11 protein-coding genes are annotated in these 15063 nt (G+C 61.4%); all 11 read left to right on the forward strand.

The window, feature by feature from the left end; genetic code table 11:
- Window positions 1-110: 110 nt before the first annotated feature.
- A complete protein-coding gene (tagH, locus tag AACV31_RS05775) occupies window positions 111-2048 on the forward strand; it encodes a type VI secretion system-associated FHA domain protein TagH (RefSeq protein WP_165156513.1) in 1938 nt (645 codons plus the stop codon).
- Window positions 2045-2839 (forward strand): PP2C family protein-serine/threonine phosphatase, encoded by a 795-nt coding sequence (locus tag AACV31_RS05780; protein WP_038858490.1) that lies wholly within the window; start codon window positions 2045-2047, stop codon window positions 2837-2839. The genes tagH and AACV31_RS05780 overlap by 4 nt, the downstream gene beginning before the upstream one ends.
- An 18-nt stretch (window positions 2840-2857) precedes the next feature.
- Window positions 2858-3856, forward strand: a complete 999-nt coding sequence (locus AACV31_RS05785) for a hypothetical protein (RefSeq protein WP_075199363.1) — start codon at window positions 2858-2860, stop codon at window positions 3854-3856.
- A 25-nt stretch (window positions 3857-3881) separates the two neighbouring features.
- A complete protein-coding gene (locus AACV31_RS05790) occupies window positions 3882-4715 on the forward strand; it encodes a type VI secretion system accessory protein TagJ (protein ID WP_165156515.1) in 834 nt (277 codons plus the stop codon).
- Window positions 4708-5280, forward strand: coding sequence for a type VI secretion system baseplate subunit TssE (tssE, locus tag AACV31_RS05795; RefSeq protein ID WP_007703894.1), 573 nt, complete (start codon window positions 4708-4710; stop codon window positions 5278-5280). Before AACV31_RS05790 ends, tssE begins: the two co-directional genes overlap by 8 nt.
- 2 nt (window positions 5281-5282) lie before the next feature.
- A complete protein-coding gene (gene tssF, locus AACV31_RS05800; protein WP_012814768.1) occupies window positions 5283-7154 on the forward strand; it encodes a type VI secretion system baseplate subunit TssF in 1872 nt (623 codons plus the stop codon).
- The gene (tssG, locus tag AACV31_RS05805; RefSeq protein WP_165156517.1) at window positions 7151-8194 is read left to right on the forward strand and encodes a type VI secretion system baseplate subunit TssG; all 1044 of its coding nucleotides are present in this window, start codon (window positions 7151-7153) and stop codon (window positions 8192-8194) included. Before tssF ends, tssG begins: the two co-directional genes overlap by 4 nt.
- 216 nt (window positions 8195-8410) lie before the next feature.
- The gene (gene tssH / locus AACV31_RS05810) at window positions 8411-11026 is read left to right on the forward strand and encodes a type VI secretion system ATPase TssH (RefSeq protein WP_161589939.1); all 2616 of its coding nucleotides are present in this window, start codon (window positions 8411-8413) and stop codon (window positions 11024-11026) included.
- Window positions 11027-11056: 30 nt separating this feature from the next.
- Window positions 11057-12490 (forward strand): serine/threonine protein kinase, encoded by a 1434-nt coding sequence (locus AACV31_RS05815; RefSeq protein ID WP_075198980.1) that lies wholly within the window; start codon window positions 11057-11059, stop codon window positions 12488-12490.
- 123 nt (window positions 12491-12613) lie between these two features.
- Window positions 12614-14080 carry a phospholipase gene (locus AACV31_RS05820; RefSeq protein WP_165156519.1) on the forward strand — a complete coding sequence of 489 codons (1467 nt, stop codon included), beginning with the start codon at window positions 12614-12616 and terminating at the stop codon, window positions 14078-14080.
- The gene (locus tag AACV31_RS05825; RefSeq protein WP_165156521.1) at window positions 14077-14838 is read left to right on the forward strand and encodes an ankyrin repeat domain-containing protein; all 762 of its coding nucleotides are present in this window, start codon (window positions 14077-14079) and stop codon (window positions 14836-14838) included. The genes AACV31_RS05820 and AACV31_RS05825 overlap by 4 nt, the downstream gene beginning before the upstream one ends.
- Window positions 14839-15063: the final 225 nt, after the last annotated feature.

Raw genomic sequence — 15063 nt, forward strand, 5'->3', positions numbered from 1 at the left:
GCAGTCACGGGCAGCGCGCAGGCGCGGCTCTGTTCCTTAGCACGCAAACGTCGGACGTCTGATAAGACCCACGACGTTTGAGCGCTAATAACCCCAGGCAGGAATACGCTATGCGATTCACGATTACTACCAACAAGCCCGGCCACCAGCCTCCTCAGAGCAGCTGTGACTTCTACCCGCCGGGCGGCACGATTGGCCGTGGTACGGATAACAATCTGGTACTGCCGGATAACGAAAGAACGATTTCCCGCCTGCAGGCGATTGTCCATATCTCCGCCGACGGCGAGTGCCGCATTACCAACCGCGGCAACGTCACCCGCGTCGTGCTGAACGATATTCCGCTGGAGCGCGGCCGTCAGGTTGAGCTACAGGACGGCGACGTGCTGGGCATTGACGACTACCGCATTCAGGTCAGCGATCTGGCGCTGAGCGCGCAGCCGGTCATCGCGATGGCCGCGCCGAAACCGCACGTTGCGCCGCAGCAGCCTCAGGCGCCGCAGCCTGCGCAACCGCAATCGCAGCAGCCGCAGAAAGCCGACGCGCAGGACAACGCGCCGACGGCGGTGCCGACCGAAATCTGGGACAGCCTGATGCAGGAGTTTTCTATCTCCGACAGCATCAGCCAGGGGCAGACCCAGAGCGCCCGCCCGAAAACGCCGGAAGCGCAGCCGTTTAACCCGTTCAACGCCCCGAAAGAGGTGGATCGCAACCCGGAAGATCCGCTGGCGCACTTCCAGAGCGGCGGCAACGAGCCGCTGTTCGGCAATGAAAGGGTCAACCCGGACAGCCTGTTTAAAGACGACACGCCGTTCGATAAAGACAGCATTTTCAACGATGTGACGCCGACCACGCTGGTGCCGCCGTCTGACAACCGTCAGGCCGCGAAGCCGCAGGCGCCGCATAAAGAGAATGAAGAAGAGCTCGATCCGCTGGCGCTGTTTGGCGGCGTGGGCTCCACGCCGGTACAGAGCCGCAGCGACGATCCGCTCGGCCTGATGATGGGCGGCGCCGTGCCGCTGACGCCGCCGGATGAGCTTAACGCAGGCGCCGCGCCATTGACGCCGCCGCCGTCCGCGCAACCGGACGCTGAACCGGTTAAACCGCAGGCTTCACAAGAAAAACCGCAGCCGGAAAAACCGCAGCCGGAGATGACGACCTCGCCGCTCGCGCCGAACGCCGACGATTCGCTGGATCTGGCCTCGCTCGCCGGTTCGCCGCTGTTCCCGGAAGAAGTGCCGGAAGATCCGGTCACGCGCGTGGAAGTGCAGCCGACGCCGCCGGACGTGCAGGATTACGCCGGTATTACACTGCCGACGCCGCAGACGGTGGTGCGCAGCGCCGCGCAGACGCCAAAAGGCCGCCTGCGTATCGACCCGGTGCAGTCGCCGACCAGCCAGGGCGGCGTGCCGACGGCGTCTAACGGCGACGTGCTGAACGGCGAGCTGCTGGAGGCGCTGCTGGAAGGCATGGGCCTTGGCGAGCTGCAACCGACGCCGCAGTTCGACCGCGACAATATGCGCCAGCTCGGCCAGATGCTCAGCATGTTCTCGCAGGGCACCGTGGCGCTGCTCTCCTCGCGCTCGATCCTCAAGCGCGGCGTGAAAGCCGACATGACGATGGTGCTGGATGACGCGAACAACCCGTTCAAACTGCTGCCGTCGGGTAAAACCGTGCTGATGCAGATGTTCGGCACCCGTATGCCGGGCTTTATGCCGCCGAAAAAATCGGTGCGCGACGCGCTTATCGATCTCCAGGCCCACCAGCTTGGGATGATAGCCGGTATCCGCGCCATCATCGCCGCCATGCTGCAATCCTTTAACCCGGAGCAGCTGGAAGAAGAGGCGAAGCGCGACGGCGCTATCTCTCGTCTGGCGCTGCCGGCGAGCCGCAAAGCCGCGCTGTGGGATTACTTTGTGCGTCATTACAGCGATACCGCCGGTGAAATCGAGGACGATTTCCATACCCTGTTCGGCGAAGCCTTCCTGCACGCTTATGACATGGAAGTGAATCAGTACAAAGACTCACAAAGCGGATCGGAAGAAGAATGAATATCAGCACGGCCTCACTCTCCAGACAGGGCGAGCGCGCCAGCAACCAGGATCAGACCGGAGAGACCATCGGCGAACGCTCCGCCTGCTTCGTGGTGTGCGACGGGATCGCCGGCCTGCCGGGTGGCGACGTCGCCGCGGCGCTTGCGCGCAATGCCATTCTCTCGCGTTTCGACGGGGAGCAGCATCTTAACGCGCAATACATCCGCGAGTATGTGAATCAGGCGAACCACGCTATCCGCGCCGAGCAAAAGGCGGTGCAGGATTATCACCGCATGGGCACGACGCTGGTGAGCCTGTTTATCGACCGCGACTATCATCTGGCGTACTGGGCGCACGCGGGCGACAGCCGCCTGTATCTGTTTCGCCGCGGCTGGCTCTATCACGTCACGACCGATCACAGCCTGGTGCAGCAGATGAAAGACGCCGGGCACCAGACTGACGGCGTGAACAGCAACCTGCTCTATTTCGCGCTCGGCATGGGCGATGAAGGGCGCGAGGCAAGCTACAGTGATGTAGTGCCGATTGAAGACGGCGACGCGTTTTTGCTTTGCACCGACGGTTTCTGGCACGGCGTGAGCGAAGAACAGATGAAAAAATCCCTTCATATGGTGAATACCCCAGATGAATGGCTCACTCTGATGAATCAAATACTGTTGAAAAATGGTGAGCAGGGGCATGATAAGCAGGATAATTACAGCGCCGTAGCGGTCTGGGTAGGATCGCCCCAGGATACGACGCTGCTGCATACGCTCTCTGACGCAGCGCAGTTTTTCCCTCTTCGAGATTAAAGGCTAACAAGGACTTTTATGAAACTTTGGCTTCCGGGTCTGGCTCTGCTTGCGGCGTCATCCAGCGTCTGGGCAGATAATTACCGTATCGTTCAGTCAAATACCCTGAAACTGGATGTCTGGGTAGACAACATTAAAGACAACACGCCGCAAAGCTGGTGCGGCCCTGAGCTGCCGCTGCGCATCGTGACCAGCGGCGATAAAACGCCGAAGGTGCTGGATAACTTTATGCCGCGTCTCGGCTCGCTGCTGGAAAGCCAGTGCGGCAAGCTGAAAACCGTACGCTGGCAGCTGAACGACACCCAGGGCAAAGCGCTGGCGCATGGTACGGCCACCAAAAGCGGCGAGTGGAATCCGGTGGTGACGCCGCAAACCGAGCCCGAGCAGACCACGGCCGCCGCCACCGCGACGCCGACCACCGCCGATACCCTGCCGCAGGGCCGCCCGGAAGATCTCTCTCCGCCAGCGGACCGCACGCCGTGGCTCGAATTTAACCTTCAGGACGGCTGCCACCTGCGCACCTTCTGGAAAGGCGGCGCGGACGCCAAAGCGCTGTTTATTCCGGCGAAAGACGACGGCATCTGCGAAAAAGGCGGCTGGCTGAATGGCCGCAGCGAAGTCACTCAGATGGGCGAAGCGGGCGAGAAAAAAGTCGCGGTGACCTTCGTACACGGTTTCCCGATTGTCGGCATTAATGCGGGCGTCGACGCCGATAACCTGCTTATCACCAGCGTTAATAACGAGCGCATGGTCGTCAGCGATGGCCGCTCCGCCCAGAGCTGGATGATCCTGCCGTATAACAGCGAGCAGAACGTCTGGCAGGCGCAGGGCACGGTGGCGGTTGAGATCTCCCGCGAGCAGGCCAGCGACGAAGCGCGTCTGCGCACGCGCTTAGAAGAAGTCCGCAAAGTCTGGTCCAGCTATGTCGCGCCGGGCACGACGCTCAATATTCTGTTGGTCGAAGCGCTGCATCCGCAGCTGCGCGACCCTGCGGCGGGCGCTTACCGCGCGCTGTAATGACCGTTAACCGCCAGGAGCCGTTATGAACACGCTGTATCAACAACTGGCTGGCGCGAGCGTCAGCGACGCGCTGAGCCGCCTTGAGGCCGACATCAAAGCCCAGCCGGGCAACGCCGATCGCCGCGCCGCGTTTGTGCAGTTTCTCTGCCTGAACGCCAACTGGACCCGCGCGCTCACCCAGCTGAAAAGCTGGGCCGCGCTGGCGCCCCAGGCGCAGCCGACCGTGACGCTGCTGCAACAGGCTATCGAAGGCGAGCAGCAGCGCGCCGAAGTGCTGGCGGGCCGCGCGCGTCCGCGGATGCCGGGCGAACAGTGGCCGTGGCTGGATCTGCTGCTGAAAGCGCTGGCGGAAACCGACCCGGCGCGCGCAAGCAGCCTGCGCAACGACGCGCTGGAACAGGCCGAGGCCAATCCCGGCGAGCTGACGCTGGCGGCGGGCGATGCGCCCGGCGAGCCGGTGCGTTTTGACTGGCTGATGGACGGCGATGCGCGTCTGGGGCCGGTGTGCGAGCTTATCGTTAACGGCAACTACTTCTGGGTGCCGTTCAGCGCTATCGCGTCGGTTCGTTTCCAGGCCCCGGCGAGCGTCACCGATCTGGTGTGGCGTCACGCGATGGTGCAGCTGGTGGACGGCACCGAACAGGTGTGCCAGATCCCGGCGCGCTACCCGCTGGAAACCGGCGCGGAAGATCGCTTCCTGCTGGCGCGCACCACCGAGTGGCAGCCGCTGGACGCGGAAGGCATTCATTATCTCGGCGCGGGTCAGAAAGTCTGGCTGAGCGGCGAACAGGAGTTCGCGCTGCTGACGCTGGATATGCTCGCTTTCGGGCTGCCGGACGACGCATCGCATGAATAAACCGTATCAGGATGACGACAGCGGCGATCTGCTGCGCCACGGCTACCGTTCGCGCCGCAACGCCTCAACGGTCACCGCGCGCGACAAAATGCAGCCCTCGCTGCTGGACCGTCTGACCGATAACGCGCCGGACAAGCGTCAGGAGCCGGCGAACAGCAATCTCGTCTCCCACAGCGCGCTGCGTCGCCAGGTCCTGCGCGATTTGCAGTGGCTGTTCAACACCATTAATAACGAAGCGCAGCAGGATCTCAGCCGGGTGGACCACGTGCGCCGCTCGGTGTTTAACTTCGGCGTGGCCCCGCTCGCGGGCAAGCGGATGTCGGAGATTGAGTGGGGCGACATCCAGCAGCGGCTTACCGAGGCGATTTTGCACTTCGAACCGCGCATTCTGCCGCAGGGGTTGCAGGTGCGCTGCGTCTGCGACACCAAATCGCTCGACCTGCACAACGTATTATCTATCGAGATTAAAGGCCGCCTGTGGTGCGTGCCCTGGCCGCTCGAATTTCTGTTCCGCACCGATGTGGATCTGGAAAACGGCCATTTTGAGCTTAAAGACGCGGGGTAAACATGGACAGTAAACTGCTCGAATACTACAACCGAGAGCTGGCGTATCTGCGCGAAATGGGCGCGGAATTCGCCGAACGCTACCCGAAAGTGGCGGGCAGGCTCGGTATGCGCGGCATTGAAATCGCGGACCCGTACATCGAGCGCCTGATGGAAGGCTTCGCCTTTCTCACCTCCCGCGTGCAGCTCAAAATGGACGCCGAGTTTCCGCGCTTCTCCCAGCGCCTGCTGGAGATGCTCGCGCCGAATTATCTGGCGCCGACGCCGTCGATGGCGATTGCCGAACTGCACCCGGACAGCGCCAAAGGGGATTTGAGCAACGGGTTCGTGGTGCCGCGCGGCACCATGATGGACAGCCAGCTGCTGAAAAAGAACGGCGTCACCTGTAGCTACGCTACCGCCCATGACGTTCGCCTGCTGCCGCTGCATATCAGCCTGGTGGAATTAGGCGGCGTACCGGCCGACGCGCCGTTAAGCCAGCTCGGCTTAAGCCAGCGCGGCGCGGTCAGCGCCCTGCGCGTGCGCATCGCGTGCGACGGCCCGGTGCTGCTCAACCATCTTGATTTCGACCGCCTTGATTTCTTCCTGAGCGGGCCGGATATCCAGGCGCTGCAACTGCTGGAGCTCCTGATGGAGCATCGCGTCGGCATCTTCTGTCAGACCGTCGGCCCGAAACCGTCACGCGTGGTGCTCGACGATGACGCGCTGCGTCAGGAAGGCTTTGAGGCCGACCAGGCATTGCTGCCGGACGATCTGCGTAACTTCGACGGCTACCGCCTGTTGCAGGAATATTTCGCGTTCCCGGCGCGCTTCCAGTTCTTAAGCCTGCGCGGCATCAGCAAGCTGCTGGCGCAGAGCGGGCAGGCGAACGCGTTCGATATCATCATCCTGCTCGATAAAACCGACACGCCGCTGGAGCGCGTGGTGGATAAAAGCCACCTCGCGATGCACTGCACGCCGGTCATCAATTTGTTCCCGAAAATCGCCGAGCGCCAGAAGCTCACCGAGGGCTTAAGCGAATACCACCTGGTGGTGGATAACATTCGCCCGCTCGATTACGAGATTTTCTCGGTCAGTAAAATTTACGCCAGCGAAGACGGCCAGCGCGACGATCAGATTTTCCGCCCGTTCTGGAGCACCTGGAGCCGCGACGGCGGCAACTACGGCGCGTATTTTTCGATGCGCCGCGAACAGCGCGCGCTCTCGGAACATGCGCTGCGCTACGGCACGCGTACGGGGTATATCGGCTCTGAGGCATTTGTGTCGCTGGTGGATGCAACCCACGCGCCCTGGCGCGACGAGCTGCGCTATATCACCGCCGAAGTGATGTGCACCAGCCGCGATCTGCCGCTGATGCTGGCGCAGGATATGGGCCAGTTCGTGCTGCCGGATTCCATGCCGGTGCGCGCGCTTACCATGCGCAAAGGGCCGACGCCGCCGCGTCCGGCGCTGGCCGAAGGATTCAGCACCTGGCGGCTTATCAGCCAGCTGCAAATGAACTACTTAAGCCTGATGGACGCCGAAGATGGCGAAGGCGCCGCCGCGCTGCGTCAGCTGCTCGGCCTCTACGCGCGCCTGGCGGAAGCGCCGGTGGCGCGCCAGATTGACGGCATTCGCCACTGCGTGCTGGAGCCGGTGCATCGCCGCGTGCCGGAGCCGGGCCCGATTGTCTTCGCCCGCGGCGTCGGGATTTCGATGACCGTCGACGAACAGGCGTTTTCCGGCTCCAGCCCGTGGCTGCTTGGCAGCGTGCTGGAGCGGGTCTTCGCACGCCTGGTCTCGATGAACAGCTTCACCGAGTTCACCCTCAAGAGCCAGCAGCGCGGCGAAGTGGGTTACTGGGGCCCGCGGATGGGTAAAAGGGCGCTGATATGAGTGAGACGCTGCCACAGAACGCGCCGGTAAAAAGCGCGTCCCGGCTGCCGGAAAACTACTGGCAACAGATGATGGCCACGCCGTGGCGCTACGATCTGTTCCAGATGCTGCGCCGTCTCGACGCGCAGGGTGGCGAACGCTACCGTTTAGGCCGCGCGCCGCTGCCGCGCTTTGAGCCGCTGCGCATCGGCCAGCAGCCGTCGATGGCCTTTGCGCCCTCGACGCTCGCCGCGGTGAAACCGCGCGACAACACGCCGCTGCACGATGTGTCGATTTTAAGCTTCGGCCTGTTTGGCCCGAACGGCCCGCTGCCGATGCACCTGACTGAATATGCGCGCGAGCGTCTGTATCATCATCAGGATGACAGCCTGAGCGCGTTCGCGGATCTGTTTCATCACCGCCTGACGCTACTCTTCTACCGCGCCTGGGCCGATGCCCAGCCGACCGCGTCGCTCGACCGCGCCGACGGGCCGCGCATTGAAAAATACCTCGCCGCCCTTATCGGCATGGGCCAGCCGGGGCAGATGGAAAAGGGCAGCCTGAGCCACCACGCGCGCTATTCGCTGGTCGGCCATCTGACCCGCAACGGGCGCGACGCCGAAGGGCTCGAAAAAATCCTGCGCCACTATTTCCGCGTGCCGGTGACGATTGTGCAGAACATCCCGCAATGGATGCCGTTAACCGAGCGTGAGAAAGCGCGTCTTGGCGCGGGCCGCCGGATACCGCGCCTGGGCAACGCCGCGTTTCTCGGCGTGGCGGTGCGCGACGTACAGCATAAATTCCGCATTGAACTCGGGCCGCTGGATGAAGAGACCTATCAGCGGTTTCTGCCCGGCGAGCCGTGGGTTGAGGCGCTGCGCGACTGGGTGCGTCAGTATATGGGCATTGAGTATGAGTGGGAGGTGCGCGTCATTCTGCGCGCCGACGCGGTGAAAGGCGTCACGCCTGGCGGCACGGGCCGTCTGGGCTACAGCGCCTGGCTTGGTAAGCAGCCCACCCCGCAACCGCGCGGCGATCTGGTTTTTCGCGCGGAAAGTTAACATGCTTCGCCCCGTATGCTTTACGAAATGAACGGGCGAGGAATAACCAATTTATTGTCATGCCCGCCCGCGATTTTCTGAAAAAAACCGGGCGTAAATTACATCAAACACCAGAATTCATGCCTGCCCCGTCTTCCGCCGTTCCCTGGCAGGAAACGGCCGGGGAGGGGCATCGTTATCTGACACACACTTCATCATCTTCAAACGGAACCGATCATGTCAGAAATCAGCCGTGCCGTACTGTTCGGCAAACTGGATACGCTGTTGTTTACCTCGCTGGAAAGCGCCACCTCCTTCTGCAAGCTGCGCGGCAACCCGTATGTGGAGCTGGCGCACTGGCTGCATCAGCTGATGCAGCAGCAGGACGGGGATTTACAACATCTGATCCGCCATTTTTCACTGGATGAAGAGGCGCTGAGCCGGGATATCGTGGCGGCGCTGGATCGCCTGCCGCGCGGCGCAAGTTCCGTTTCCGATCTCTCGGAGCATATCGACAGCGCGGTGGAGCGCGCGTGGGTGTACGGCTCGCTGAAATTCGGCGTGACGCGCATTCGCGGCGGCCATCTGCTGATCGGCATTCTGAAAACGTTTAACCTGGCGAACGTGCTGAAAGGCATCTCCAGCCAGTTCAATCGCATCAGCGCCGACCTGCTGGTCGAGCAGTTCGATGCGATCTTCGCGGGCAGCAAAGAAGCCCAGCAGGCGGTCGCCGCCGCGCCGGACGCCGCCGGTAACGCGCCGGTGCAACAGGGCACGCTCGCGCAGTACGGCCAGGATCTCACCGCGCGTGCGCGAGAAGGCAAAATCGACCCGGTGGTCGGGCGCGATGAAGAGATCCGCCAGATGGTGGATATTCTGATGCGCCGCCGTCAGAACAACCCGCTGCTGACCGGTGAAGCGGGCGTGGGTAAAACCGCAGTCGTGGAAGGCCTGGCGCACCGTATCGCCGCAGGCGATGTCCCGGAGCCGCTGCAAAACGTGCAGCTGTGGCTGCTCGATATCGGCATGTTGCAGGCGGGCGCGGGCATGAAAGGCGAATTTGAAGCGCGTCTGCAGGGGCTTATCAATGAAGTGCAGTCCAGCGCCACGCCGATTGTGCTGTTTATCGACGAAATCCACACGCTTATCGGCGCGGGCGGCCAGCAGGGCACCGGCGATGCCGCCAACCTGCTGAAACCGGCGCTGGCGCGCGGTCAGCTGCGTACCATCGGCGCCACCACCTGGGCGGAATATAAAAAATACATCGAGAAAGATCCGGCCCTGACGCGCCGCTTCCAGACTGTGCAGGTGCATGAGCCGGACGAAGAAAAAGCCGTGCTGATGCTGCGCAGCACCGTTTCGCCGCTGGAGAAACATCACCGCGTGCTGCTGCTGGATGAAGCGGTCAGCGCGGCGGTGAAACTGTCGCACCGCTACATTCCGGCGCGCCAGCTGCCGGATAAAGCCGTCGCGCTGCTGGATACCGCCTGCGCGCGCGTCGCCGTCAGCCAGAGCGCGCCGCCGCCGCAGTTAGAAGATTGCCTGCACCGCATCGCGGCGCTGGATGTCGAAGCGGAAATCGCCGAGCGCGAAGCGCGCGTGGCTGTGGGCGACGGCGAGCGCGTGGCGCGTCTGAATGCCGAGCGTGAAGCGCTGGAAGCCGAACGCGACGCCCTGACCGCCCGCTGGGAAGAAGAGCGCGCGCTGGTGGATGCGATTATCGCCCTGCGCGCCGAGCTGCATATGGCCGACGACGAAGCCCAGCCTGCGCTGCGCGAGACGCTGGCGGAGCGCCAGAAAGCGCTGGCCGCCGTGCAGGGCGACGCGCCGCTGCTGTTCGCCGCCGTAGACGCGAACGTCGTTGCGGCGGTCGTCTCCGACTGGACCGGCATCCCGCTGGGCCGCATGGTGAAAAACGAAATCGACGCGGTGCTGAAGCTTGCCGACACGCTGAACCAGCGCGTTATCGGTCAGCGTCACGGGCTTGAGCTTATCGCCAAACGCGTGCGCACCTCCCGCGCGCGCCTCGACGACCCGAATAAACCGGTAGGCGTCTTTATGCTCTGCGGCCCGTCCGGCGTCGGTAAAACCGAAACCGCGCTGGCGCTCGCCGAGTCGCTGTACGGCGGCGAGCAGAACGTTATCACCATCAACATGAGCGAATTCCAGGAGGCGCATACGGTCTCCACGCTGAAAGGCGCGCCTCCGGGCTACGTGGGCTACGGCGAAGGCGGTGTGCTGACCGAAGCGGTGCGTCGTCGTCCTTACAGCGTCGTGCTGCTCGATGAGATTGAAAAAGCGCACCCGGACGTGCATGAGATTTTCTTCCAGGTGTTCGATAAAGGCTGGATGGAAGATGGCGAAGGGCGTCATATCGATTTCCGCAACACGATTATCATCCTGACGTCTAACGTCGGCACCGATCTTATCAGCGCCATGTGCGCCGACCCGGACCTGATGCCGGAGCCGGAGGCGCTCAGCGGCGCGCTGCGTCAGCCGCTTTTGCAGGTTTTTCCGCCAGCATTGCTGGGCCGATTGCTGGTTGTGCCGTATTATCCGTTAAGCGACGCGATGCTGGCCGAAATTGTGAAATTGCAGCTTAAGCGGATCCAGCGTCGTCTTGAGGAAAATCACGGTATTATTTCCGAATTCGACGACAGCGTAATTACCCAGATTGTGGCGCGTTGCACCGAGGTGGAATCCGGCGGCCGTATGGTCGATGCGATTCTTACCAACACCCTGCTGCCGCAGATGAGCCAGATACTGCTCACCGCCAGCGCGCAGGACGAGAAATATCGCCGTCTGCGCGTGACGTTCGAGCAGGGTGAGTTTCAGTGTCAGTTTGCGGCGTAACGCCATCATCAAGCAGAGAGTTTTCCAAACATGACGGATTACGAAAACAACCGGACTGTACCCAACGCCCTGCCGATTGGTTACCGTTTCAATGAGTTTGAAATTAAGGAAGTGATTGGTGGTGGCGGTTTCGGCATTGTCTATCGCGCCTGGGACCATCAGCTTGAGCGTACCATTGCGATTAAAGAGTTTATGCCGTCGTCGCTGGCGGTGCGTAATGACGACATGCGCCTGGTGTTGCGCAGCGACCGCTTCAGCAAAGCGTTTACCGCGGGTCTGAACAGCTTTATCCAGGAGGCGCGTCTGCTGGCGCGCTTCAACCACCCGAACCTGCTGCATGTGCTGCGCTTCTGGGTGCAAAACGACACCGCCTACATGGGCACGGTGTTTTACAGCGGCACCACGTTGTCGCGCCTGAGCAAACAGCACCCGGAGATGATCAACGAGGCGTGGATCCGCCGCACGTTGCCGATGCTGTTCGGGGCCATCAAAACGATTCATGACGAAGGCTACCTGCACCGCGATATCTCGCTGGATAACATCCAGATCCAGGATAACGGCCTGCCGGTGCTGCTGGATTTCGGCTCCGCGCGCCGCAGTATCGGCAACGTCTCCGATGAGACGGAAACCATGCTGCGTCCGGGCTTTGCGCCGATTGAGCAGTACACCGACGACAACGAAAGCGAGCAGGGCCCGTGGACCGATATCTACGCGCTCGGCGCGGTGCTGCATACGCTGATTATGGGCTCGCCGCCGCCGGTGAGCGTGGTGCGCAGCATCGCCGACAGCTACCGTCCGCTCGCCGAGCTGCGCCCGGAAGGCTACTCCCTGCCGCTGTTACAGGCCATCGACCGCGCGCTGGCGCTGAAAATGGAAGACCGTCCGCAGTCGATCGATGAATTCGCCGCGCTGATTGAAATGCCGGTCGCCGGGCTCGATGACGTCATGAGCGTGAAAAAGCCGGGCACGATGCTGGTGCCGGTGGAAGAAGAAGAGACAACGCCGGCCGCCGCGACGGGCTGGCGCCGTTACAAAGTGCCAGGGCTAATTGCCGCGGGCGTGCTGGTGGGCCTGATTGCGGGCGGATTGTTGTTCAGCGGCGGCGACGATAACTCTGCGCCGGACACCGCCAGCGACGACAGCGCGCCGCGTGAACAAGCGCCTGCGCAGCCGCCAGTACAGAACACCACGACCGCGCCGGCGACCACGACGACGCAGGACGCCGCGCCGGAGCAAAACGCGCCGGTACAGGGCGCGCTGGTGGCGCAGATTTACGTGCGCATGGGCGAGGGCGAGCAGTTGTCGCTTAACGGCAAAACGCAGACCGTGACGCCTGCCGAGAACGGCTTCGCCTCGCTGCAACTGCCGACCGGCAATTATGAGCTCATCATTAAAGGTCGCGGCCAGTCCCGCAGTCAGACCATCAATGTCTCCCGTCCGGGCACCTGGCTTGTAAACCCGTAAGGATACCGGGAGGCGTTCAGGGCTGCGCTTACGCAGCTCTCCCCGCAACGCCTCCCGTCCTGACTCCGGCTTGCTCTTTCCTCTTAATGCCGGCAGGCGAATACCCGCTACAGGACAACACGTATGTACCACATCAAAATTGTCTCTATTTTCCGCGAGAACGTTCCGCCTGCGCAGTTTGAAAGGATTATGCGTCCTGACATCGCCGCGCAGTGGATAATGTCTGTGCCGGATAACACCGTGCGCACGCTGTTTTCGCGTTACGATCAGTTTCAGCCTTCGACCCGTGCGAACCCGTATCAGTCCGGGCGTGACTTACGCAAGCTGATTGCCGATGAATTCTGGCATGGCAACCTGGTGGCGATTGATGAAAGCTCGCGGCCCTGGTCGCCCACCACCGAGCTTTACTACATTAATAAGAAGGGCGAACTGGAGCCGACCCACGCGCCCCGGTCCCTGATGTTTCCGTTAGGTAGCATTATCGTTCGCTATGGCGCGATGGTGCGAGCCTATGGCACGCAGCCGCCAGCCACCGTCAGACCAACCCAGGTGGTGAAATCGAAAGCTGCAGCGGGCCCTGAGCTGGCGACGCCAGGCAAAGATATGAAGCAGACCGCCGCGCAGCTTAAAGCGATGACCAAGGCGGAACGCTGGCAGGCGCGTAAAGATCTCATCAGCAAGGGCAGCGGCAGTATCTACCCCGATGCGCAGATCGCCGCGAAGCGTCTGGCGGAGAACAATATCGCCGTCGAAAAAGCCAAGCTTGCGGAAAACGTCTACAAGACGGTCAACCCGCTGGAAACCACACCCGGCGTGCCGGAGGGCTGGAAGGATATCAGTAATGACAGCGCGGCCCTGAATAAGCTCGGCCTGAAAAGCAATATGCTGTATGACGACCCCGCCTCGCCCAATTTTCTGGCGCGCGTTTACCAGCCTGACCAGGCCGTCTTTGGCAATGACATGAACCCGACGGTGGTCTTCAGGGGCTCAAGGGAGCCAGAGTTTGCCTCGATAGGAGATAACCTCTCTTCGCTTTGGAATAAAGGCGAGCTGGCGCCGGTTAAAAACGGGGCTGACTGGTCGAACAACTTCGCACAAGGGATGGGCAAGAATTCCACCTATTACCAGAATGCGGTGTCTATTGGCGATAAGCTGGCGATGTCGGGCCAGAACGTGGATATCGCGGGTCACTCACTGGGCGGCGGCCTGGCTTCCGCCACCTCCATGGCCAGCGGCAAGCCGGGCTGGACCTTCAACGCCGCCGGTCTCAACAGCGACACCGTGGAAAAATATGGCGGCACTGTTCTGGGTAAAACGGATGATATCCAGGCCTACCGCGTTGAGGGCGAGTTGCTGACGAAAGCGCAGGAAGTGAATGTCTGGGAAGACCTTAAGTCGATGAAAGGCCTTCCCGTGCCGACCCTGCTTAAAGAAGGCGTTTCTGCGCTCAGTCCAAATGCCGCGGGGATTCCACACGATCTGCCCGGCGGCACGGGAAGCGCACTTGAACGCCATGGCATCGGGCAGGCGATTGACTGTATCGAACAGCAAAAAGACGAAGACATTGCCATCATCGGGAGCCGCCTGTGAAAAATCTCTTTTGGGGCTGCCTCGCGCTGTGTTTTACCTTCATGATTCAGGGGTGTAAGCAAGATATGGATTTAAATCCGCAGGACTACTTCAGCGGCCAGCAACTGACGCTTGCTAAAGCTATCGAAGACGGCAAGGTTGAAGACGTCGAAAAACTCGCGCCGGAAACCGACCTGAATAAACCCGGCCAGCAGGACATGACACCGTTATTCTGGGCGCTGGGAAATGCCTTAAATGATAAAAAAACACCTGACCAGTTAACGATCATTACCGTGCTGGTTAAGGCCGGAGCCGATCCGCTCCAGCCGCGTCCGCAGGGGCAAAGCAGCGCGGCTGAGTTTGTACTCAACGCTGACAGCGGTGACTGGATCAAGGCGATGCTCGACGGCGGTTTATCGCCGGACGCGAAAGATAAAACGTCCCATGAGCCCATTATTTTTGAAACCATTAAAGCCAAAAATACGGACACGCTGAAAGCCATGCTCGATGCGGGAGCCAATATCAATGTTACGGATGAACTGAACAGCTCACTGGTATTTGAGGCGTTGAATTTCCATGCTTATGACCATGTTTTACTGCTGCTGGAAAGAGGCGCCGACCCGGAAATCCGGGCCAATAATGGCTGGACGATGGGCAACCAGCTTGAGCGTTTCCTGAAGCGGGCAAAAGCGGGCAGCGACGAGTATCAAAAACTCACTGAAATAAAAGAGAAGCTCATTGAGCACGGCGGAAAATGGCCGCCCACCCCGGTTAAATAATTCCTGCACGACCTTACCCGCTGACACGCGCCTGCATAATTCCTGATTATGCAGGCGATATCATTTCTGATGCCGCGGGTTTTCTCCCTTTCTGCTTTGCCGCTACACACGCAATCGCATAAGACATTATGGAATGAAGACTATGCTCAACCGAATCACCGTTCAGCTCCCGGTCGAGGGGCTGCTTTTCTGGAAACTCTCCGGGCGCGAGGCGCTGTCGGAGCC

Source organism: Cronobacter sp. EKM101R, assembly GCF_963888145.1.
GTDB lineage: Bacteria > Pseudomonadota > Gammaproteobacteria > Enterobacterales > Enterobacteriaceae > Cronobacter > Cronobacter turicensis.